The sequence below is a fragment of the Prosthecobacter sp. genome, from assembly GCF_044378005.1.
Lineage (GTDB): Bacteria > Verrucomicrobiota > Verrucomicrobiia > Verrucomicrobiales > Verrucomicrobiaceae > Prosthecobacter.
In genome coordinates this window covers 1-21,289 of record NZ_JBILYB010000108.1, presented here as the reverse complement: position 1 = coordinate 21,289, position 21,289 = coordinate 1, and the positions used below count along the sequence as shown (strand labels likewise).

Here is a 21,289-nt window from a genome sequence, read left to right as displayed (position 1 = left end):
GGCCTGACTTACAATGCAATCACCGGCTTGATCTCCGGTAAGCCCACGGTGGCGAAGAGCTTCACCGTGAAAGCCAGCGCTCTGAATGCTGCGGGCAACGGCTTGGCGAAAGAGGAGGTCATGGTGGTGCAGTCGTATCCCACGAGCGCGCTGGGCACTTACCAGGGCTTCGTCCCACGCCACAGCGAGGTGACTTTGAACAACAACCTCGGTGGTCGCCTCACGCTCACCACGACGAACCTTGGAGCCTTCAGCGGCACGCTCGTGCTCGGCACCGTGAGTCATCCGCTGAAAGGCATGCTCGTCATGCTGCCAGATACTGATCCGACCGGCAGCTGCAGCATCGTGCGAAGGAATCAGAACACGCTGACCCTCAGCTTCACGCTCCTGCGTGCCAGCCGCAGCCTCACCGCGACACTCACCGGTGGCGCGAATCCGCTGACGATCACCGCTGCGCTGCCAGCCAGTTCGTTCACGCCGTTTGTCGGGAACTACACGCTCGCCATGAAGCTGGCTGCAGGTGATTTGAGCAATGATGCGAACCCCAAAGGTCACAGCGTCGGTGCTTTCAAAGTCTCCACCAAAGGTGCGGTCAGCGGGGTCATCCGACTCGCGGATGCATCGGCAGCGATCACGCTTTCTGGCATTGTGGGCGAAGGTGGTAATCTGCCCGTCTTCACGCTGCTTTATGCCAGGACAGGCTCCCTGCTCGGCACGTTGAACATCGGTGCAAGTGGTGTTCTGAATGCTTCGAGCTTGAGCTGGTTCAAGCACACGCAGACCGCCGTCACGCGCAGTTACAAGAGTACCTTCGGCCCGCTCACGCTGGAGACCGTCGGCAGGCCGTATGTCATTCCACCGCTGAATGGTATCGCCCTGGGACTCACAGCAGGTGCGGGCAATGCGCGGCTTCTTTTCCGCGAAGGCGGTGCACCGAGTCCAGCGACGCGGCTCGATTGGACGGCCTTTGAAATTCAGAAAGGCAGCCCGGCGAAGATTCTGCCTCCGGCCTCGAATCCAGGACTGGTCAAACTCGCCGTCACACCTGGCAGCGGCACCACTTTCACCGCTGGCACGACGGGCAGTTTCAGCGGCAGCTTCACGCTGAAGGACAGCGATACCAGCATCACACCGAACCGGGATCTAACCCGCAGTGCCACCTTCACCGGCATGATCGTCGATGATGGCACAGGGCAGAAAGGCTTCGGCTTCTTCAACCTCGCCGAGATGCCGACGGCTTCTCCGAAGACCACGGCGACCACCACGAAGCTGCTGTCCGGCAGCGTCGAACTCGGGAGGACGGGGCCGTGAACCGCAGGCCCAAAGTGGTCCGCACAGTCCCCTGTGCGGCACGAGCGCTCCCAGATTCCCAATCCCCGCACAGAGGACTGTGCGGACCACTCTCCCAACCCTTTCCACTAGCTGAACAACAAACCCAAAACACAACGACCACGAAACAACCCATGAAACTCAAACACCTCAACGTGATCGCCTCGGCGGCGCTGCTTCTCATGAGCGGCACAGCCTCGGCTCACATCACCTACGGCAGCGGAGCTGCATCGCGCAACTTCGGCACCATCGTGCCAGGAGCGGCGCCCATCACCATCAGCAACCAAACCGTCACCAGCAATTTCGGCTGGGCTGATGGCACCGACGCCGACCATGCAGACAGCCACAAGCTGCGCTATTACCGCTTCAATGTGACGACGCCGGGCTACTTCACCATCACCTTCCGTGGTTCCACCAATGGCGACACTCGGGACGGTAGCATCAAACCTGCATTTTCCCTCTATCGTGGTCTGGCCCATGTGGCACCGATCACGAATGCACCCGGCAGTGCAGACTACGACACTTCCGCCATCAGTCTGGCCTACCGCGCCACCCTTGGCTACACGACAGAAGGCAGCTTCCATGCCCTGAAGACCTGGCGCATTGGTGGTGATAACCAAACCGGCCCTTTGTTCGACTTCGAAGCAGCGGACGGCCTGAGCACCTTCACCTATGTGACCCACATCGCGGATGGTGATTCCACCTTGTTTGGCGCTGCTCCTGGCGTCGCCGGTGATGGCAATGCGGATGGCACGGTGACCAAGTCGCTCTACCTAACAGCGGGTGACTACACCATCGCCGTCGGTGGGGCCAACTACGCTGGACAAGCTCCGACGCCTGACGCGACCGTCTATGGCCTCGTCGGCACGGTATCGGCGGCCGTTTTCACTTACACGGCTGGAGATCCGGTGGCAGGCGGCATTGGCTATCAGCATCAGGTCACGCTCGGCAACAGTAGTTTCGGCAGCTTCAGTGGCCTCGTCGGAGCCTGGAGCTGGGAAGACAATAGCTTGTTCGATGCCGGTGAGCCGCCCGTCGGCTGGACTCACACCTCAAACTGGGCTGCTGTAAGTGTGCAAAGCGACACCGTCCTGACCATCACCATGGAGCGTGATGCCAGCGTGCCTTGGGCTGCTGCTCCTCCAGAGCTGAATGGACTCGGCGACACCGCCTCCATGTTCCCTAGTTTCACGTTATTCCGTGGCTTGGACAATGACGGTGACGATGACCACACCTATAACAACCGCGGCAACATCAGTTGGGCCGAAGACATCCAGTATGTGGATCATGTGGACAACTCCACCGCCACCAGCATCACCCGCACCTACTTCCTCCGTGCAGGTGCCTACACGCTCGCCCTCGGCAGCAACGCGCCCTCCACCACTCTAGATCCCATTACAGGTGAGCCTGTCGTAACGGCGAATCGCCAGGGCTATAAGATCAGCTTCAGCACCAATTCTTCCGGTGCCGCAGACCCTGTGCCAAACACCTATCTTCCGCCCGATTACATCGGCACTGGCGGTGTAGGTTATGCCTTCACCGTCGTCGCTGGCGCGGATGAAACCGGCAGCTTTAAGAGCCACGTCGGCGCTTGGAGCTGGGAAGACAACGCCCTCTTCGGCAATCCCGGCCAGGGCGCTCAGCCCGTCGGCTGGACCCATACAAGCAACTGGGTGGCGGCGAAGCTCACTGAGGAAGTCTTTTTCTCTCTCACCCTGGAGCGTGATGCCACCGTGCCATGGCCGAGCGTGGACAATCCAAATCGTCTTGCTGACACCAGCAGCATGTTCCCCAGCCTCACGCTCTATCGTGGATGGGACAATGACGGGAGTGACGACCACACCTACAACAACCGTGGCAACGTGAGTTGGGCTGAGGACATCCGCTACCTGGACCATGTGGACAACAGCACCTCCGCACGCATCACCCGCACCTGGCGTCTGCCAGCCGGTGATTACTCCTTCGCCCTCGGCAGCAACGCGGCTTCCACAAACGCACTGCGCCAGGGCTACAAGGCCACCTTTAGCACAAAGGCCGCAGGCAGCGTTATCGCTGGTGACCCAGCAGGCGGCGGCATCGGCTACGCCCATGTCATCAGCCTAGGTCGTGGTGACAGCGGCACCTTCTCCGATGGTGTCGGAGCCTGGAGCTGGGAGGACAATGACCTCTTTGATGCAGGTGCCGGAGATGCTCCCGTGGGTTGGACGCATACCAGCTCCTGGGTGGCCGTGCATGTCAAAGACCACGTCATGGTGAACATCACCATGGCCCGCGATGCGAATGTGCCCTGGGTCTCTGCCCCCGTGGAACTCAATGGCAAGGCTGACACCGCGAGCATGTTCCCAAGCTTCACTCTGTGGCGCGGATGGGACAATGACGACACACCGGATGCGTTCAAGACCCGTGCGGACATCGTCGCAGCATGGGCACCCTATGGCGGCGTCCCCGCCGACCTCGGTGACCACCACACTTACAACAATCGCGGCAATGTCGATTGGGCTGAGGACCTCACTTACCTCGACCATTACAACAACAGCACCGCTGAAACCATCACGCGCAGCTACACCCTGGCACCGGGCTATTACACCTTTGTTCTTGGCAGCAATGCATCCTCGAACAACGACAACCTGCAGGGCTTCAGCTTCTCCTGGACCACCTCCACACCGGCTCTGATCGGCCCCGTGATCACCCAACAGCCGAAAGGCGCGGAAGTGTTGGTCGGAAAGAGTGCCACCTTCAGCGTGAAGGCCACCGGCCCATCCCTCGGTTATCAGTGGTTCTTCAAAGGCAGCCCGATTGATGGTGCCACGAACCCCACCTACACCCGGTCAAACGCCACCGTGGACCATGCCGGAGCCTACACCTGCACCGTGCGCAACACCGCTGGTTGGGCCACGAGTCAGGCCGCCGTGCTCGTTGTTGTAGCGAAGCCAGTCGTCGCTCCGTTTGACATCACTGACCTTATTGTCGGTCAGTGGTTCCAGCACCAGCTCATCGCCACGAACAACCCCACGGCCTTTGCTGTGAAGGGTCTGCCGAAAGGTCTCGTCTTCAATCCGAAGACTGGACTCATCAGCGGTCGCCCCACGGAGATCAAGGCGGTCAACACCGTCGAAGTCATCGCCACCAACAAAGCCGGAGCGAGCGCCAAGGTGACTGACACCTTTGCCGTGAATGGCCTGCTCCTCGGCCTGAGCAGCAGCTACACAGCACCGCTGGGACGCTCCGTGGTGCTGAACAATCTCCTCGGTGGTTGTGTGAAGCTCCAGGTCACTGGCCTCGGCACGCTCACCGGCACCCTCGCCCTCGGCAACGCCGCGCCTTTGCGCATCGCTGCTCCGCTGGACACCTCCGCTGCCTCTCCCACCGCGCACTTCCACATTGAGCGCGCTGGTTTGCCAGAGCTGCACATCGAGCTCACACTTGATGCCAGCTCGAAGACCATCATCGGCTTTGTCGAAGACGGCACCGAGACGCTGCCCTTCATCGCCGTGCAACCGCAAGCCACGCTCGGCACCTATCCGGGTGACTACACACTGGCGCTGAAGCTTCAAACTGCCGATGTGGGTCAGCAAACCGTCCCACAGGGCCACAGCGTCGGTGGCATCAAACTCGGCACCACCGGAGCCGCCGCAGGCGTGCTGCTGCTGGCTGACAACACAAAGGTCACCTTCAGTGGAGTCCTGGAGCAGGGTGGTGGCATCACCCTCTTCAGCCCGCTCTACAAAGGCGTGGGCTCCGTGCTCGGACTGCTGAAAATCGACGCCACCAGCGGCGATGTCTCCACCTCCGAAGTCTCCTGGTTCAAGGGAGCAGTCGCCAAAGACCTCGTCTATGGCGACGGCTTCGGCCCGCTGGAGCTCAGTGCCATCGGCCGCAAATACGTCACCTCTGCCGCCGCTGTGCTGCCGCTTGGTGCCACAGCAGGAGCAGGCAATGCCAGTATCGCCTTCGCGCAAGGGGGTGCCCCTGACCCGGCCACACGTCTGAACACCGACACGGTCCAGATCGAAGCTGCCAAGGTCACCGTCGCCGCACCAAATCCCGGCAAGGTTGCGCTCAGCATCGACAAAGGCAAAGTCGGCAACTTCGTGCCCGGCACGAGCGGCAGTTTCAAAGGCAGCTTCGAACTCACCGACTCCGACACCAGCGTCACGCCAAACAAGAATCTCGTCCGCAAGGCCGAGTTCCAGGGCATGATCGTCGATGACGGCACCGAGTCGAAAGGCTACGGCTTCTTCCTCCTCTCGAAGATGCCCACCGCCTCTCCGAAGACCACCCTGGCCACCTCGCCGAAGCTCTCCGGTAGCGTCGAGTTGCAGGCCGACTGATCCTTCACCACTTCCCCGGCGGACGGTCCGCCGGGGAAGTTTTCCTTTTTGAATGCATCTAGTTTTAAAAGCAGCAACTCAGGCGCGGGAGCGTCTTGGAGTACGGTGGCAGAACCCCAAAGGGGTGCCGACACCGCTTTCGACGGCAGGTGGCGTGATCGAACGTCCGCAGCCCCTCGAAAGCGGCGTCACAACCGCCGCACTCCAAGACGCTCCACGCTCTTCAGCGCTCCTCCTATTTGCGCTCCTCCTTCTCCTCACCGCCAGCCTCCACGCCCATCACGGCCGCGACTTCATCCTCATCCAGGATAGCGCCATCCCTGACTATCTCAGCGGCGTCGCCATCGCCGGCTATGAATGGACGAGCGATGGAGACACGAACGAATTCTCCACCGAGCCCGGCTTCTTCATCGGCCTAGCCCCAGCGCTCGCTTTCGGCATGTCGGCAGGTTTTTCTGATGAAGGCGATGGCTGGCGTTACACCGGTGCCACGCCGCAGTTCGTCGTCTCCATCCTCCCGCCCACCGGCCCCATGAACTTCCGCGCGGGCCTCTGGAGCGGTTATGAATTCGCCGAAGCCTCCGATCATGCCAGCAGGGGCAGTGCTAGCCACGTCCACAATCCTGGCACCGGCCCCGATGCCGGACCTCCCGCCGTGCATGATCACGGTTCAGGCGGGCACGATCACGGTTCTCACGGCGGCATCCATCGTCACGGCGAGAGCGGCTGGTACAACCGCGTCATCCTCGAAGCTGACATCACGCATCACACCCGCGTCATCCTGAACCTCATCAGCTTCGTCTCCGGCACCGGTGGCAAGCCCGGTTTCGGCTACGCCGCCGGCATCCGGCACGAGTTCAGCCACGATCTTTCCCTCGGCATCGAGACCATCGGCGACTTCGAAGAGCGGCAAAGCTCTCATCAAGTGCTCTTCACCACCATGATCGGTCTGCCGAATCACTTCTCCCTGCGTCTCGGCATCGGAGCCGGGCTCACCCCCTCCAGTCCTGATTTCACCATGCACAGCAGCGTGCTGTGGCGGTTTTAGGGGAGCGCGGGCTTTCCAGTCCGCAGCGCTTGGAGTGCCGGAGAGATCATCGAGTTGAACTGGCGCACACGTTCATCCTCCTGCTTTCGTGGCCATGAAGGGCATGGGCAATTCCAAGCGCTACTCGACAAAGATGGATGAACTCATCACCGTCATGCAGTGTTGGTTTAGCTGCTGACGAGTGCCTGAAATCTGCGCAAAAAAACGGCGCTGAGGGGGACTCAGCGCCGTTGGGTGATTGATGATGGAAGTGCTGTCGCTTACGCGCCGGTGTTGAAGGCGCGGATGGCGGTGATCTTCACTTTGCGGGTGGCACCGGTGTCGGTGGGCACTTCGGCTTCGTCGCCGACGGCCTTGCCGGAGAGGCTCTTGGCGAGTTCAGAGAGGTAGGAGACGATGTGCTTGTCCATATCGCTATCCCAGGCACCGAGGATGGTGAGGGTTTCGCTCTTGCCGGTGGCGCTGTCGGCGTAATCGACGATGGTGCCCATGCCGACTTTGTCGGTGGGGGTATTGGCGAAGTCGGTGCCACGGGCGCGGCCCACGTCACGCTCGAGTTCGTCCTTCATGCGGTTGAGAACGGTCTGCTGTTCGCGGGCGGCTTTGTAACCGCCGTTTTCACGAAGGTCGCCTTCTTCGCGGGCGATCTGGATCTCGGATTTGTTGTGCGGGATCTTGACGGTCGTGAGTTCGTTGAGCTCGGCCTTTTTCTTCTCAAGGCTTTCCCAGGAGACAACGAGGCTGTTGTCTTCACGAGAGCCGGAATTGTTGTCCACCATGAGGGACTCCATCTCAGGGCGAGCCTTGATGACTCGGGCCATGAGGGAGCGACGGGTGAGTTCGTCAAAGGCGGTGGTGTTGAGCAGACGTTTGGCAAAGAGGCTGACGAGTTCGAGGTCGCCATCTTCCATGAGTTCGCCCACGAGGGTTTTATCGGCAGACATGGCGTCTTCGAGACGACCGGCGCGCTTAGGTCCACCACTGACAGCGTCATTTTCCACGGCGTCGAGCACGGCATGGCCGAGATCGATACTGAAGACGGATTTAGCGAGTCCGGCTCGCTCTTTGCAGATCCAGATGAGGAGATCCTGGCTTAGCGTACGGTTACGGACGGCTTTTTTCAGGTATTCGGCGAGGGCTTCGATCTCGCCATTGGCATCGAGTACGGTGGCGATCTCTCCCACGGCGCGTCCGCCAGTGCGGGCGAGGTGGTTGAGAAGTTCGGTGACCCAGCCACGATCCGGGAAGGCGGCAGGGAAGGCGCGGTAGAGGCGGCCGTAAAGGGCTGCGGGAAGGCCGGCGACGTTCTCAGCAATGAGGGTGCGGGCTTCACTGACGAGGTCGGAGGCCTTAAAGGAACCGAGAGGCGGGGTGCCCTCGGGGATGGAATCGATGATTTCATCGCGAGCCAGGAGGAGTTGGAGACTCTCTTTCAAATGGAGGCGCCAGGCTTTGCGGACGGTGTCTGAGATGTCCTGGAAGACGGGGATCAGCTCTTTGGCAGGGTCTTCAAAGAGATCGAGATCTTTCTGAATGAGGCCGAGGACGCCGAGCTTGCCCTTGAGGTCGCGCTTACCGAGGTACTCCTTGACCATGACGGTGCCGGGCTTTTCGCCGGAATCACGCAGGACAAGTGGGTCCTGGCGCTTGGAAGGGACGACGATATGACGAGCTGCCTTGAGAACTTTTTTGGTGGCTTCCCACCACTTCTTGTAATCGGACTCAGCGATGATGTGAGGTTTGATCAGGCCTTCGAGTTGATCGAGAGACATCTTGTTACCACTGGACTGGAGGGCTAGCTCGACGAGACCTGTGGGGTTCTTCTTGGCCATCTCTTTAAGCACCTCCAGCTCGGCAAGGCGTCGTGACATGAGGTGGGTGTCTGGCAGGACTTCGAGGCTTGTGATGGCGAAGCCAAGCTTGAGAGCATGACCGGGTTTGCCCTCGAAATTGATGATCAGGCGATCTCCTCCTACGAGGTCCCACTCGGAGACACGGCCGACGCCCCAGCTTTTATGCAGGACAAAGGTGCCAGCTTCGAGCTGGGATAGTTTTTCTGCGTCTGCGGTGGAGATTTTACCTGCCGCTACCAAATTTTGCGCCTCGGGATTCATGGGGGGGTGATGCTAGCAGACAGTCTTCGGCTGGCAAAGGAAACTTCCCCAGTCACGAAAAGTCCGCATGGCTCTGGATCAAACAACGTCCTGCCTATGATGATTGTGATGACATGCGAATGCCATTATTAAGGCTGGAATGAGCGGTCACTCAGAAAGGCATGATGAGCCCGAAAGTTATTCCCAATGAGAAGATGAATTGGTGAATGAAAATGGTGCGGACAAAAAAAGAATTCGTCCTTGCAATCGCGGCTCAAGTTTTTACTCTGGGCCTCCTTGTGAAATTTTTCACAAGCTCCCCGAACGGCCCTTGTTGCCCTGCCATGTTGAAATACTTCTTCCTCAGTTACGCCTTTGTCGCCGCGATCGTTGTCGCGGCCTTCGGCACGCGCGGCAGCAAGAGCGAGCTGCCTCCTATCGAGATTTTCCCCGACATGGATCACCAAGCGAAGGTGAAGTATCAGGTGAAAAATGACTTCTTTGCAGACGGTGTGGGCGCTCGTCTCCCTGTTAAACACACGGTGCCCATGGGTTTCGATGTTCCTGCTAGGCCCGCCTCCTCCCCGGACGCCAAGCCTGCCGCTTATGGCTTCACAAACGGCGTGGACTATTACAGCACCGGTAAGATCGGTGACTTTTATGGCGACGGTCTTCCTGCCGAGCTTGCGGCTGATAAATCTTTGATCGAACGCGGAGAGCGTCAGTACAATATCTATTGTGCTGTTTGCCACGCTGCCTCCGGCAATGGCAAGGGGGTCACTTCCAAGTATGGCATCCTGACTGCTTTTAACTTCCATCAGGTCGGCTCCATGGACCCGACCAACGTGGCGACCTATCGCGCCGACGGTGCTATTTTTGATGTTATCACCAACGGCAAGGGCCTCATGGGCTCCTACGGCGGCAATCTGACCGTCCGTGACCGCTGGGCCATCGTCTCTTACATCCGCGCCCTTCAGGTGGCCGTGAAAGAGGGCAACGTCACCGTCCAGTAACCCGCGCGCTTTTCCAACATGGGTCATCATCACGTCACTTTTGAAGATCTGCCGCAAGGCGGAGAGAAGTTCGAGCCCGCCAAAGGCGGAAAGCTCATCAGCGCCCTTGGTGGCATCGGTGCGCTCGGTCTTCTGGGCTCCGCCTTCCTCTTCTTTTCCAAGACAGACACCTTTGCCTATTCCTGGCTCTTTGCGGTCTTCTTTGCCTTTACCATCATCTGTGGCGGCTGCTTCTGGGTCATGCTGCACAACGCCTCGAACTCCGGTTGGGGTGTGGCGATCCGCCGTCTCTGGGAACAGCTCGCGAACATGATCCTGCCGCTGGCTTTCCTATGCATCCCGCTGCTGATCCCTGCGGTGCAGAAGCCGCTCTATGAGTGGATGAATCATCACCGTGAAGCCGCTCATCACGCTCACGAAGCTGGCACGAGTGTCTATGAAGCTTTGCATCACATGGCGGACAGCAATCCCCACCTGCACGTCCTGACCGCGAAGTTTGGCTACCTGAATATTTCCTCCGCCTTTAGCTGGTATAGCCGCTTCTTCTTCTACTTCTTTGTTCTATGGTTCATCGCCAGCAAACTGCGTGGGAAGTCGGTGATGCAGGATTCTGATGGTGACATCAAGCACACCATCAAGGCCCGTCAGTTCTCCTGCACTTGGTTGCTCTTTTTCGCTCTGACGATCACCTTTGCCGCCGTCGATTGGGTCCAGACCCTCGACTACGCTTGGTTCTCCACGATGTGGGGTGTTTACATCTTCGCTGGTTGCGCTTGGTCTTCCATGGCGGTCACGATTCTTCTCGTCACTTGGCTGCGCAGCCTCGGGTACCTGAAAAAGGTCGTCACCGATGAGCACTACCACCTGATGGGCAAGCTGCTCTTCGCCTTCACGGTTTTCTGGGCTTACATTGCCTTCAGCCAATACTTCCTCATCTGGTATGCTAACATCACCGAGGAGACGCGCTTCTACCTGACGCGTAACACCGAAGGCTGGCGCTATGTGTCCATCTTCATCGTCATCGGTCACTTCATCGCTCCCTTCCTGGCCCTGCTCTCGCAGTCGCGGAAAAAGAAGCCATCTGTGATGATCGGCATCTGTCTCTGGGTGCTCTTCATGCATGTCGTGGACATTTACTGGAATATCATCCCTGAGCGCGGCCCTTCTCTTGGCGTCGGTGTCGTGGTGGATGGTGCTTGGATCGGTGATGTCGTCGCCTTCGCGGCGGTCATCGGCACACTTGGTTTCCTTTTCCTCCGTAGTCTGGCCAATTACAGCCTGTATCCTTGCCGCGACCCACGTCTGCTCGAGTCCGCCAACGTCATCAACTGATCTCTCCCATGTCCGCTGCTGCCACATCTCCGAAGACCGGCTCCCCCTTCCTGTGGGTGCTCGGCGCTTTCGCCAGCTTCGCCGTTTTGCTCGCCTTTTTCCTGAATCTGGCCAAGCCCGGTGAGGTCGATCCCCGCGCGCCTGAGCGTCTCGCGAATACTGCCGAGATCGTCAAAGCGCAGACCGAGTTGGTCGCCAAAATGGGACTGAATGACGCCGCCAAAAAAGGGCAGATCTTTGACAAGACGCTGGAGCTTCTGAAATCTCGCAAGCCCGCTCCCAGCACTCAGGTGGTGCCCGGCTCCCCCACGCAACTGAAGCAGGCGGCCGCCTCTGTGCCTGCTCCCGCAGCCCCGGCCGCTCCTGCTGCGGCTCCCACCCCTGCCAAGTAACGGCCTTTCCTCTCCACGATGCAGACGACTCCCTCATCCGCAGACTCGGACCTCCAGGCTGACAACCTTCGCCGTGCGGCGATCGACAAGTCGGTCAAAGGCCCCGTGCTGTTTCTTTTCCTCAACGGCGCTTTCTGGCTCATGGCTTCCACCATTCTGGGTGTGCTCGCCGCGATCAAACTCTTCGCCCCGTCCTTCCTCGGCGACTGCCCCGTGCTTCAGTTTGGCCGGCTTCAGCCGACGCACCTGAATGCGCTCATCTACGGCTGGGGCATCCAGGCCGGTCTGGGCGTCATGCTCTGGCTCATGGCCCGTCGTTCCGGTCAGGAACTCAAGAGCGGCAAAAGCCTCCTCTATGTGGCTGGAGTGTTTTGGAACATTGCTGTCACCCTCGGCCTGCTGAGCATTCTCTTCGGTGGCAATACTTCCATGCAGTGGCTGGAAATGCCCCGCTGGGTCTGGCCCATCCTTCTGGTATCCTTCCTGACCTTCGCCTGGCCGATGGTGAATATGTTTGCCCGTGCCTTCCGCCCTGAAGGCTTCATGGTCAGCTCTTGGTACATCTTGGGTGCCTGCTTCTGGTTCCCTTGGATCTTCGTTACCGCCAATGTCTGCCTCCATTGCATCCCCAGCCTTGGCGCTCTGGGTGCTGGCATCAATGCTTGGTATGTTCACGGCTTGATCCTTCTCTTCTTCACTCCTGTCGCTCTTGGCTCCGCCTATTACTTCATCCCGAAGATCACCGGCCAGCCAATCGCTAGCGCAGAGCTTGCCAAACTCGGCTTCTGGGCGCTCGCGATCCTTGGCGGTTGGACTGGAATGCAGGCCTACATGGGCGGTCCTCTTCCTGCCTGGATGCCTTCCGTCGGTGCTTTGACTGGCACACTTCTTCTCATCCCTGTCGGTGTCGTTGGTCTGAACCACCACCTGACCACGCTTGGCAAACACAATCTCGTCGCCACCTCCCCGACGCTGCGGTTCACTTTCCTCGGTGCGCTTTTCTATCCGATCTCGGGTCTGATTCTGGCGCTGCTTTCGAACTACTCCACAGGAGCCACGCTTCAGTTCACCCACGCCAGCTATGGTTTCCAGATCGTCGCCGTGTATGGCTTCTTCAGCATGAGCATCTTCGGAGCCATCTACTACATCGTGCCACGTCTGTCTGGTTGCGAGTGGCTCAGCGTCCGACTTATCCGCAATCACTTCTGGTTCTCCACCTACGGCATCGCCACCATCGTCGTGACCAGCCTCGTCGCCGGTGTGCAGCAGGGCGGTGACCTCAACGCTCCCGAAATGTGGGATCAGGACTTCATGCAGCTCGCTCTGAATGCTCGCCCTTACATTATAGCCCGCGCCATCGCGTGGACCTTGATCACTTGGTCCAATATCTGGTTCCTCATTCACCTCATGCTCATGGTGGCCGGTCTTGGCCGCCGCAGTTCCGCTCCGACGTTGCTGCACTCCGCGCATGACGACACCCCTCACGCCGCCCACGCATGAGCAACTTCCGCACATTCATCCTCGGCCTCGTAGCCAGCTTCGGTCTCCCGTGGCTCTGTCTGATCATCATCCCTGTCCTCAAATATCAGGCGCTCTCCCCGGTCGCTTATGACAAGGACAAAGATGGTGTCGAGGGCTACTACCCACCCGCTCCGATCAACCGCCAAGGACAGATCATTTACGCCCGTGAAGGCTGTGCCCAGTGCCACACCCAGATGATCCGCCCCACGCAGCTCGCTCTCGATGGCTGGCGCAGAGGCTCAGGCCAGGATCAGGAGCCACGCCCGGCAGTTCCGACCCGCTCGAACACCCTGCTCGACTATCTCGGTGAGCCGTATGCCCCGCTCGGCATCGTCCGCACCGGCCCTGACCTTACCAACTACGGCTGGCGTGCCCCGGCTCGTGAAGCGATCCACCAGATGCTCTTCTCCCCACGCTCGCTGCACGACTGGTCGAACATGCCTGCCTTCAAGAGTCTCTACATCGTCCGCACTGCTCAAGGTCCTGTGGCCGATAAAGCCATCAAGCTCTCTGGCAAATTCGCCGCTGAAGCTGGCATGGAAATCGTTCCCACCGAAGAGGCTGAAGCTCTCGTCGATTACCTCCTTTCTCTCAAAAAGGATCATCCCATCCCTGGTGTCGCGACCGCCGTGGCCGCTGCGCCTGCTCCCGTGAAGAAATAACGCCCCCGTTTCATGAGCGCCCCCTCCCAAAGCTTCCAACCCGACAGCACCGATCTTGATCGTCTTCACGCCGCCGTGAAGCGCGAGAAAGAAGATATGCAGGCCGGTCGCGAGCCCGTCCCGATGTTTGTCATCTTCCTCGGTATGATCGTCGCCATCATTGGCGGTGGACAGCTCGGCGTTATGACCGGCGGCTGGAGCTTCAATACCAGCAATCCTTTCAATTTCACTGCTGCGCCTGACCCTCGCCCCGGTGGTGGCGATGGAGCAGGTGCGATGGATCCCTTCCAAACCGCGATGAAAAAAGGTGCGTCCGGCTACGCCGTTTGCGGTGGTTGCCATCAAGGCAACGGTATGGGCATTCCCGGCCAGTTCCCTCCGCTCGCTGGTTCTGAGTGGGTTCTCGGTGGCACAGAGCGCCTTGTCCGCGTCACTCAGCACGGTTTGACCGGAGCCATCACCGTCAAAGGGCAGGGTTACAACACCCCCGGTGGCATGATGCCTTTCGGAGCGGCCATGTCGGCTGGTGATCTCGCCAACGTGTTGACTTTCATCCGCAATACCTGGGGTAACGAAGGCACCATGATCACCAAGGAGATGGTCGAAAAAGTCCGCGCTGACGAGAAGCGTGCCACTCAGTGGACCGAAGCTGATCTAGCTCCCTTTAAAGACAAGAACGTCCCTGGCGACATTCCTGCCGGCCCTGGAGCCACCGCTGCCGCCGCTCCCGCAGCCAAGTAAGTCGAATCTCATGACGCATGTGAAGCAGACCTCATCGAGCAAGGCGACCCAGTCCGCCTTTGCCTCGATGGTGCCATTCACTCAGTGCCGTTTCTCTGCGCGCATCTCCGCTGGTGATGCGCGCGGCTTTTTGTCCTTTCGATCTGCCAAAAACTTTCTTTCTCTGAATCTCCCAAACTTCGACACCACGTTTTCTTTCCTGTCGATTTCTTGATCCTCTGACCCCTTGCCCCAAATTCTATGAGCGCCGCTGCCCACACTCACGATCACTCCCACGATCACGCGCATGACCACCATGAGCCAGGGTTCATCAAGAAATACATCTTCTCCACAGATCACAAGACCATCGGCATTCAGTATGCCATCAGTGGCCTGCTGTTCCTGCTCTTCGGCTTTTTCCTCATGCTGCTCATGCGCTGGAGCATTGCCTATCCGGGTCAGCCGATCCCCGGCTTTGAATTCGTGAACAATCTCCCCATCATCGGCGATGTCTTCAATGAGATGTTCGGTCGCTGGGCACCCGGCGGCGTGGTCAATGGCGAGTTCTACAACATGCTTGGAGCCATGCACGGTACCATCATGGTGTTCCTCGGCATCGTGCCGCTTGGTTTCGCCGGTTTTGTGAACTTCGTTATGCCGCTCCAGATCGGCACCATCGACATGGCCTTCCCGCGCCTGAACATGTGGAGCTACTGGCTCTTCTTCATCAGCGGTGTAGGCATGTTCGCCGCCTTCTTCCTCGGAACCGGTTCCGTGCAGACAGGTTGGACGATGTACTCCCCGCTCGCCTCCACGACGAACCTCGCCGTCACGAACGTCTGGCTGCACGGCCACACTTGGTGGCTGCTTTCCATGGTGTTTAACATCTCCGCCTCCCTCCTTGGATCGGTGAACGTCATCACCACGGTCATCAACCTTCGCGCCAAGGGCATGTCCTGGATGCGCATGCCTTTCTTCTGCTGGGCCATGTTTATCGTTGCCTTCCTTCTTCTGCTTGCCTTCCCCCCGCTCGAGGTTGCTGCGCTGCTTCAGTTCTCCGACCGAGTGTTCGGCTCCAGTTTCTTCCTGCCTACAGGCCTCATGGAAGGTGGACAGCACCTCGACATCTCCGGCGGTGGCAGCCCGTTGCTGTATCAACACCTCTTTTGGTTCCTCGCCCATCCTGAAGTGTATGTGCTCATCCTTCCTGGCTTTGCCATTTTGGCGGAAGTCATCCCTGCAAGCACACGCCGCCCGCTCTGGGGCTACAAGGCGATGGTCTATTCTGGCCTTACCCTCGGTTTCTTGAGCTTCCTCGTCTGGGCTCACCACATGTATCTCACAGGCATGGGCACCATGATGTCCACCTACTTCCAGATCACCACGGTTCTCATCTCCGTGCCTTCGGTGATCCTTCTCACGGGTCTCATGATTTCCCTTTACGGTGGATCCATTCGCTTCACGACGCAGATGCTCTTTGCAACGGCCTTCCTCTTCATGTTCGGCATTGGAGGTCTCACTGGGCTTCCTCTCGCGTTCATCTTCATCGACCTTGCTCTCCACGATACCTATTATGTGATCGCTCACTTCCATTACGTCGTGGCTCCAGGTTCCATTTTTGCCTTCTTCGCCGGGATTTATCATTGGTATCCAAAGGCGACGGGTCGTCTGATGAGCGACTTCCTCGGCAAGTTGCACTTCTGGCCCTCATTGTTGGGCATGAACCTCATTTTCGCCCCGATGTTCATCCAGGGTATGGGCGGCTTCCACCGCCGCTGGTATGATGGGGGCAAGTACTTCGAGCAGACCTCCTCAGCCTCCAACTGGTTCACCGAACTCACCTCCGGCTTCTTTGGTCTCTTCGGCATGGATGTGCCAAACAACCTCCTCGGATTGAACGTTCTCATGACCTTCGGTGCTGTGGTTCTCATGCTTGGTCAGGTGCCCTTCATTCTGAACTTCTGGCTCAGCATCAAAGGTGGCAAAAAAGTCACCAGCGACAACCCATGGAACTGCACAACGCTGGAGTGGGCCACGCCGACACCGCCTCCCCATGGCAATTTCACCTTCGACATTGTTGCCGTTCGTGGACCTTATGAATACAGCGTCCCAGGTATGAGCCAGGACTTCTTCCCGCAGTGGGAGTCCGAGCCCGGCAAGGCTGCCGAGCCATCCTCCATTCCATCAGCCCCTGTCGTGGCTCATCATTGATTCGATAACTGCGTACCGCGAACCAAAAACCGCGAACTCACATGGACATCCCCTACACAGTCTCTGCTCGCCCCGATACGGGTCTCTACAACGCCAAGGTCGGCATCTGGCTCTTCCTCGCTTCCGAAGTCATGCTCTTCGGTGGCCTGTTCTCCTCCTACATCTTCCTGCGTGTGGGTGCTGACTATCCATGGCCGGTGCACGAGCTGAATGTCACGCTCGGCTTCGTCAACACACTCGTTCTCATCGGTTCTTCCGTGACCGTGTTGCTTGCCTGGGCCTCGCTGAAGCTTCGCAAGTTCGGTGCTTACAAGCTCTACATGTTTATCACCGTTCTCTGTGCCGGCATCTTCATGGTGAACAAGAGCTTCGAGTATAAAGCCAAGTTCGAGCATTACGCCGTCACTCTCTCCGACGGCACGATCCTGACGGGTCACCTTCCTCACGGCTATGAACTTGAGTTTGGAGATGTGAAAGCCATCAATCTCACCATTGCTGGCAAAACCAGCGCGGTTGATGCAGATCCCGTCAACTATGTGCTCCCGTATGTGAAGGGTGACTTGCCGAAATTCATGACTGAGACTGGCAAGGAAATCACCCTCGATGCCAGCAGCTTCGCTGAACTCAAAGCCGAAGCTCGTGCCAAAGCTGAGGCTAAAGCCAAGGCTGATGGCCTGAAGGAAGTCCCGCAGTGGACTGTGAAGCTTCTTCCAGCCTCACCCATTACCTTCTCCGTCGCTCCTTCTGAGTTGCTTGCCAAGCCTGCCCCTGGTGCGTCTGCGATCTCCTTCCGTGACGGCACCACCGTTGAAGGAAAGATGATCAACGACAAGATGACCCTCGAAGTTGATGGCGTCGATCTTCGTGGCACTCCCGACAAAGAAAAGTCCCTCGCTTGGAACGAACACTACCTCGGCACTCCTTGGAAAAATGCCTTCATCCAGCAGCGCGATCACGCCGTCTCCGAGTTCAATGAAGAGTACAGCGATGGCAAAGGTGGCACCACACGTGATCCCTCCAAGAGCGCCACACATCAGAAGCATCAGTTCTTCCTCCCTATTCACTCAGCCAAGCCTGAAGCGGCTCATGGTGAAGGTGGTCACAAAGCCGAAGCTCATGCGCCAGTCGAGCATGGCGATGCTCACGTCAGCCATCACCCGGAAGTCCACCTTGAGCGCAAAGACATTCAGTTCTTCTCCAACTTTACGCCGAAGCTGAACAGCTACTACGCCATCTACTTTACCCTCACGGGTCTCCATGGTCTCCACGTCGTCGCTGGAGCTCTGGTGCTGGCCTACATGCTCTTCTTCAATGGCAGAATGCTGCGCGAAGACCCCGAACATCTCGCCAACCGTGTCGAAGTCGGCGGACTCTTCTGGCACTTCGTCGATCTGGTCTGGATCTTCCTCTTCCCGCTTCTGTATCTTCTGTAACCCAACTTTCACCTTCGACTGTCATGGCAGATAGCCCTCAAGAAATCCAAAAAGCGGTCCGGAAGATTCTTCTGATCGGAGCCATCCTCATCTTCTTCACCGTCGTGACCGTGGGGCTTTCCTATGTGGAACTGCCTTCCCATAGCTGGAACATCATCGTCGGCATGATTCTTGCCACGATCAAAGCCGCCCTCGTGGCGCTGGTCTTCATGCATCTCAATCACGAAGCCAAGCTGATCTACAAGTTCCTTGCCTTCACGGTTGTCTTCGTGACGGCCTTGTTCCTTCTCTTCTATTGGAGCAGCCTTGATCCGCTCGTCTTCAAGGACTTCTACGCGAACTGACTGGCTCATTTCACTTCCGCAGTAACCGGCTATGTCGCTCAAATACTTCCACTACATCTTCCTCTTCTTCGCAATCCTTTGCGATGGAGGTTTCTGGCTGTGGACGCGTCTCGCCCCAGAGAAGGCGGTAGAGCTTAACATCACCCACCTCGGTCACATCGCCGGTTGGACCAGTCTCGTCCTGATCGCTTACTCCATCTGGTATCTCGTCAAAAAGTCCCGTCACATCATCGTCTGATCATGAGCTTCCTCGCCTGCGCCACTTGCAAAGCTGATCCTAACAGCGTCATCGCTCAGGCTCAGGACATTGCTGTGCTCGTCATGCTAGGATTTCTCGTGCTAGGCATGGCCTGTGTCGCCTTGGTCGTCTTCAATTTTGCCCGCAAGCAGCAGCACCTCGGTGCCCCGCTCTGATTCCCTCTTTCCTTAAACTCCCCCGCTGACCTCACATGAGTATTTCAGACATCAACATCCCCTTCGGCATCACCCAGAATGCCTCAGAGCACGGTGGCCTTGTGGATCACATGCTTGGCTTCGTTCACTGGGTCATGCTCATCCTCTTCATCGGATGGTCTACCTATCTCGTTTACGTTCTTTGGAAGTATCGTGCGGGGAACACTCCCAGGGCCGACTATCATGGAGTGCGTGGTCATGCCACCACCCACATTGAGATCGGTGTGATCATTGTTGAAGCCATCCTCCTCCTCGGTTTCGCCTTCCCCCTCTGGTCACGTCAGGCAGACGAATATCCCACCAGTGCTGACACCATCAAGATGCGTGCTTTGGGCGAGAAGTTCCTCTGGAACTTCCAATACCCAGGTAACGACATGATGCTCAGCACCTGGAACATGCGTGCCGTTTCTCAAAGCAACGCCACCGGTCGCGAACTGAATGACCCCAATGGCAAAGACGACTTCGTCAACCCCGGCACAATGAAGCTTCCAGTCGGACGCCCCGTGATCGTCGATGTCGCCAGCAAGGACGTCATCCACAATCTCGCCCTCGTTCCCATGCGTGCCGCTCAGGATGCCTGCCCCGGCGTGAAGTCTCACATGTGGTTCAAGCCCGTCAAAACTGGAACCTGGGACATTATCTGCGGCCAGCTTTGCGGCCCGGGCCATGCCCAGATGAAGGCCGTGATCGAAGTCATGGAACCCAAGGAATTCGACGACTGGGCCAAGGAGATGTCCACCAACGCCGCCGCGAAGAACGCCGCGCCTGCTCCCGTCGCTGTCCGCTAAGTTTGACGCTCGCGACGAGATCGCCGCCATCTCCCCAATCATTTGCGAACGCTGCCTCGGATCACCTCCAGGCAGCGTTCTTCTTTCCTGATGAAACTCTCCCGCTTCCAACGCATCGCCCTCACCGCCTTCGTGGCCATCGAGATCCTGATCTTCGTGGGAGCCATCGTCCGCACCACCGGATCAGGTCTCGGCTGCCCCGACTGGCCTTTCTGCTACGGCTGCTGGGTTCCGCCCACCACGGCAGAAGAGATCGACTTCACCAAGCTCGACCTCGAAAAATTCCGCCTCAAAGCGGCTGCGATGGGCCGTGATCCTGCCTCCATCACGCCGGAAAAACTCAGAGCCGAGTTCAATCCCGTCGCCACCTGGATCGAATACCTCAACCGACTCACCAGCATCCCCGTCGGCCTTTCCGTGATGGTGATGTGGTTCGCCTCCTTCTCCGAATGGCGAAAAGGCCGCTCAGTGATCTTCCTCACCACCACCTTCGCCGTCATCCTCGTCGGCGTGAATGCTTGGCTCGGGGCGCGCGTCGTGCTCAGCGGCCTGAAACCCGGCATCATCACCCTTCACATGGCACTAGCCATTCTACTGCTGTGCGTACTCGTTTACACCGCATGGCGTGGTGCCGAGCGCCCATGGTTCTTAGCCTGGAAATCAGAACCCGATTCCAAACTCCGCTGGCTTGCCTGGGCCTTGTTTGCCTTGATCGTCGCCGAAGGTGTCCTCGGCTCCCAGGTGCGTGAACTTACCGACGAACTCGCCCGCACCCACGCCGGTCACACGCGCGCCGAGTGGGTGCATGAGCTGGAGTCCAGCTGGGTTTACCTCATCCACCGCAGCTTCTCCTGGCTCATCCTGTTCTCCGGCATTGCCTTCTTTCGCCGCTGCCGAGCTTTGGCCCATCGTGGCTGGCTCGAAATCACCATCACGGCGATCATCATCAGCCAGATGCTCCTCGGCGTCGTGCTCGCCAACGTCGGTATCCTCGCCATCGCTCAAATACTCCACGTCGGCCTTTCCTCCCTTCTCGTGAGTTCCCTCTTCCTCTGGCTTCTCGGCAGCAGTCGCTCTCGCGTGACCGCCTAGAGTATTTGCAAGCCTTCGCCGTTGAGGTAAGGCGATGCCGATGCCTGTCGCTGAACCCGCTGCTGATGAACACAACTCTCATGCCCGAGAGTATGTGCGGCATCCATGGCTTGCATTCATTCGCCCCAGCGTGCTCGCTGTGATTGCCACCCTGGTGTCGCTTGGCATCGCGCAGGAGTGGCCGCCTGGGACACAATTCCTCCTGCTGCGGTGCATCGACCTTCTCGTGCTCGTGATGTACTTTTGGCAGTTCGCCAGGCACCGCCCCAGTTTCCTCGAAGCCTCAGGCATCTTCCTGATCAGCGTTGGATTCTTCTTTCTCATCTCCAAAGCAGCCTTCATGGCAGCCACAGTCATCATCCTCATGGCCATCGCCTGGTTTGTGATGACCTGGGTCGCGAAACGCTGGCCGCTCCTGCGCGGATTGACCGTTAGCGGTGCGCCGAGTGCCCTCGGTCTAAGCTTGCCTTTTGGTTTCGACAACTATGCCGCTTTCTGCTGACTGTCGATCTGCCTGGGCTTGGCCC

Annotated in this window: 18 protein-coding genes; 17 read left to right on the top strand and 1 reads right to left on the bottom strand. The window is 58.5% G+C overall.

The genetic code is table 11. The annotated features are described in order from the left end of the window. From AC6FTP_RS18500 to AC6FTP_RS18490, 3 genes are all read left to right on the top strand, one after another. The coding region (locus AC6FTP_RS18500) for a hypothetical protein (protein WP_497208392.1) at positions 1-1,311 on the top strand (1,311 nt) is incomplete at its 5' end. A 152-nt stretch (positions 1,312-1,463) separates the two neighbouring features. Continuing rightward, on the top strand, positions 1,464-5,660 hold the full coding sequence (locus AC6FTP_RS18495; protein ID WP_497208391.1) for an immunoglobulin domain-containing protein: 4,197 nt from the start codon (positions 1,464-1,466) through the stop codon (positions 5,658-5,660). Between the two features lie 124 nt (positions 5,661-5,784). After that, positions 5,785-6,708, top strand: a complete 924-nt coding sequence (locus AC6FTP_RS18490; RefSeq protein WP_497208390.1) for a hypothetical protein — start codon at positions 5,785-5,787, stop codon at positions 6,706-6,708. A gap of 260 nt (positions 6,709-6,968) precedes the next feature. Here AC6FTP_RS18490 and AC6FTP_RS18485 read toward each other — a convergent pair whose 3' ends face one another. After that, a complete protein-coding gene (locus AC6FTP_RS18485; protein ID WP_497208389.1) occupies positions 6,969-8,822 on the bottom strand; it encodes a GreA/GreB family elongation factor in 1,854 nt (617 codons plus the stop codon). Positions 8,823-9,145: 323 nt separating this feature from the next. Between AC6FTP_RS18485 and AC6FTP_RS18480 the strand changes: the two genes are divergently transcribed. The 14 genes from AC6FTP_RS18480 to AC6FTP_RS18415 all read left to right on the top strand — a co-directional run bounded on the left by AC6FTP_RS18480 (position 9,146) and on the right by AC6FTP_RS18415 (position 21,264). Beyond that, on the top strand, positions 9,146-9,814 hold the full coding sequence (locus AC6FTP_RS18480) for a c-type cytochrome (protein ID WP_497208388.1): 669 nt from the start codon (positions 9,146-9,148) through the stop codon (positions 9,812-9,814). Between the two features lie 18 nt (positions 9,815-9,832). Next, positions 9,833-11,146 carry a hypothetical protein gene (locus AC6FTP_RS18475; protein ID WP_497208387.1) on the top strand — a complete coding sequence of 438 codons (1,314 nt, stop codon included), beginning with the start codon at positions 9,833-9,835 and terminating at the stop codon, positions 11,144-11,146. Positions 11,147-11,154: 8 nt separating this feature from the next. Further along, positions 11,155-11,538 (top strand): hypothetical protein, encoded by a 384-nt coding sequence (locus tag AC6FTP_RS18470; RefSeq protein WP_497208386.1) that lies wholly within the window; start codon positions 11,155-11,157, stop codon positions 11,536-11,538. A gap of 18 nt (positions 11,539-11,556) precedes the next feature. Continuing rightward, positions 11,557-13,038 (top strand): cbb3-type cytochrome c oxidase subunit I, encoded by a 1,482-nt coding sequence (locus tag AC6FTP_RS18465; protein ID WP_497208385.1) that lies wholly within the window; start codon positions 11,557-11,559, stop codon positions 13,036-13,038. Further along, positions 13,035-13,721, top strand: a complete 687-nt coding sequence (locus tag AC6FTP_RS18460) for a cbb3-type cytochrome c oxidase subunit II (RefSeq protein ID WP_497208384.1) — start codon at positions 13,035-13,037, stop codon at positions 13,719-13,721. The genes AC6FTP_RS18465 and AC6FTP_RS18460 overlap by 4 nt, the downstream gene beginning before the upstream one ends. 12 nt (positions 13,722-13,733) lie before the next feature. Further along, positions 13,734-14,462, top strand: coding sequence for a c-type cytochrome (locus tag AC6FTP_RS18455; protein WP_497208383.1), 729 nt, complete (start codon positions 13,734-13,736; stop codon positions 14,460-14,462). Between the two features lie 240 nt (positions 14,463-14,702). Then, positions 14,703-16,652 (top strand): cytochrome c oxidase subunit I, encoded by a 1,950-nt coding sequence (locus AC6FTP_RS18450; RefSeq protein ID WP_497208382.1) that lies wholly within the window; start codon positions 14,703-14,705, stop codon positions 16,650-16,652. A 41-nt stretch (positions 16,653-16,693) separates the two neighbouring features. Then, complete coding sequence (locus tag AC6FTP_RS18445) at positions 16,694-18,085, top strand: cytochrome c oxidase subunit 3 (RefSeq protein ID WP_497208381.1); 1,392 nt, start codon at positions 16,694-16,696, stop codon at positions 18,083-18,085. A gap of 23 nt (positions 18,086-18,108) precedes the next feature. Next, complete coding sequence (locus tag AC6FTP_RS18440; RefSeq protein WP_497208380.1) at positions 18,109-18,429, top strand: cytochrome C oxidase subunit IV family protein; 321 nt, start codon at positions 18,109-18,111, stop codon at positions 18,427-18,429. Positions 18,430-18,460: 31 nt separating this feature from the next. Then, on the top strand, positions 18,461-18,667 hold the full coding sequence (locus AC6FTP_RS18435; protein ID WP_497208379.1) for a hypothetical protein: 207 nt from the start codon (positions 18,461-18,463) through the stop codon (positions 18,665-18,667). A 2-nt stretch (positions 18,668-18,669) separates the two neighbouring features. After that, complete coding sequence (locus AC6FTP_RS18430) at positions 18,670-18,843, top strand: hypothetical protein (RefSeq protein ID WP_497208378.1); 174 nt, start codon at positions 18,670-18,672, stop codon at positions 18,841-18,843. A gap of 35 nt (positions 18,844-18,878) precedes the next feature. Continuing rightward, positions 18,879-19,670: a cytochrome c oxidase subunit II gene (locus AC6FTP_RS18425; RefSeq protein ID WP_497208377.1), complete on the top strand. Its 792-nt coding sequence runs from the start codon at positions 18,879-18,881 to the stop codon at positions 19,668-19,670. Between the two features lie 90 nt (positions 19,671-19,760). After that, positions 19,761-20,762 (top strand): COX15/CtaA family protein, encoded by a 1,002-nt coding sequence (locus AC6FTP_RS18420; RefSeq protein WP_497208376.1) that lies wholly within the window; start codon positions 19,761-19,763, stop codon positions 20,760-20,762. Positions 20,763-20,802: 40 nt separating this feature from the next. Further along, on the top strand, positions 20,803-21,264 hold the full coding sequence (locus AC6FTP_RS18415; protein WP_497208375.1) for a hypothetical protein: 462 nt from the start codon (positions 20,803-20,805) through the stop codon (positions 21,262-21,264). The last annotated feature ends 25 nt before the right edge of the window (positions 21,265-21,289 follow it).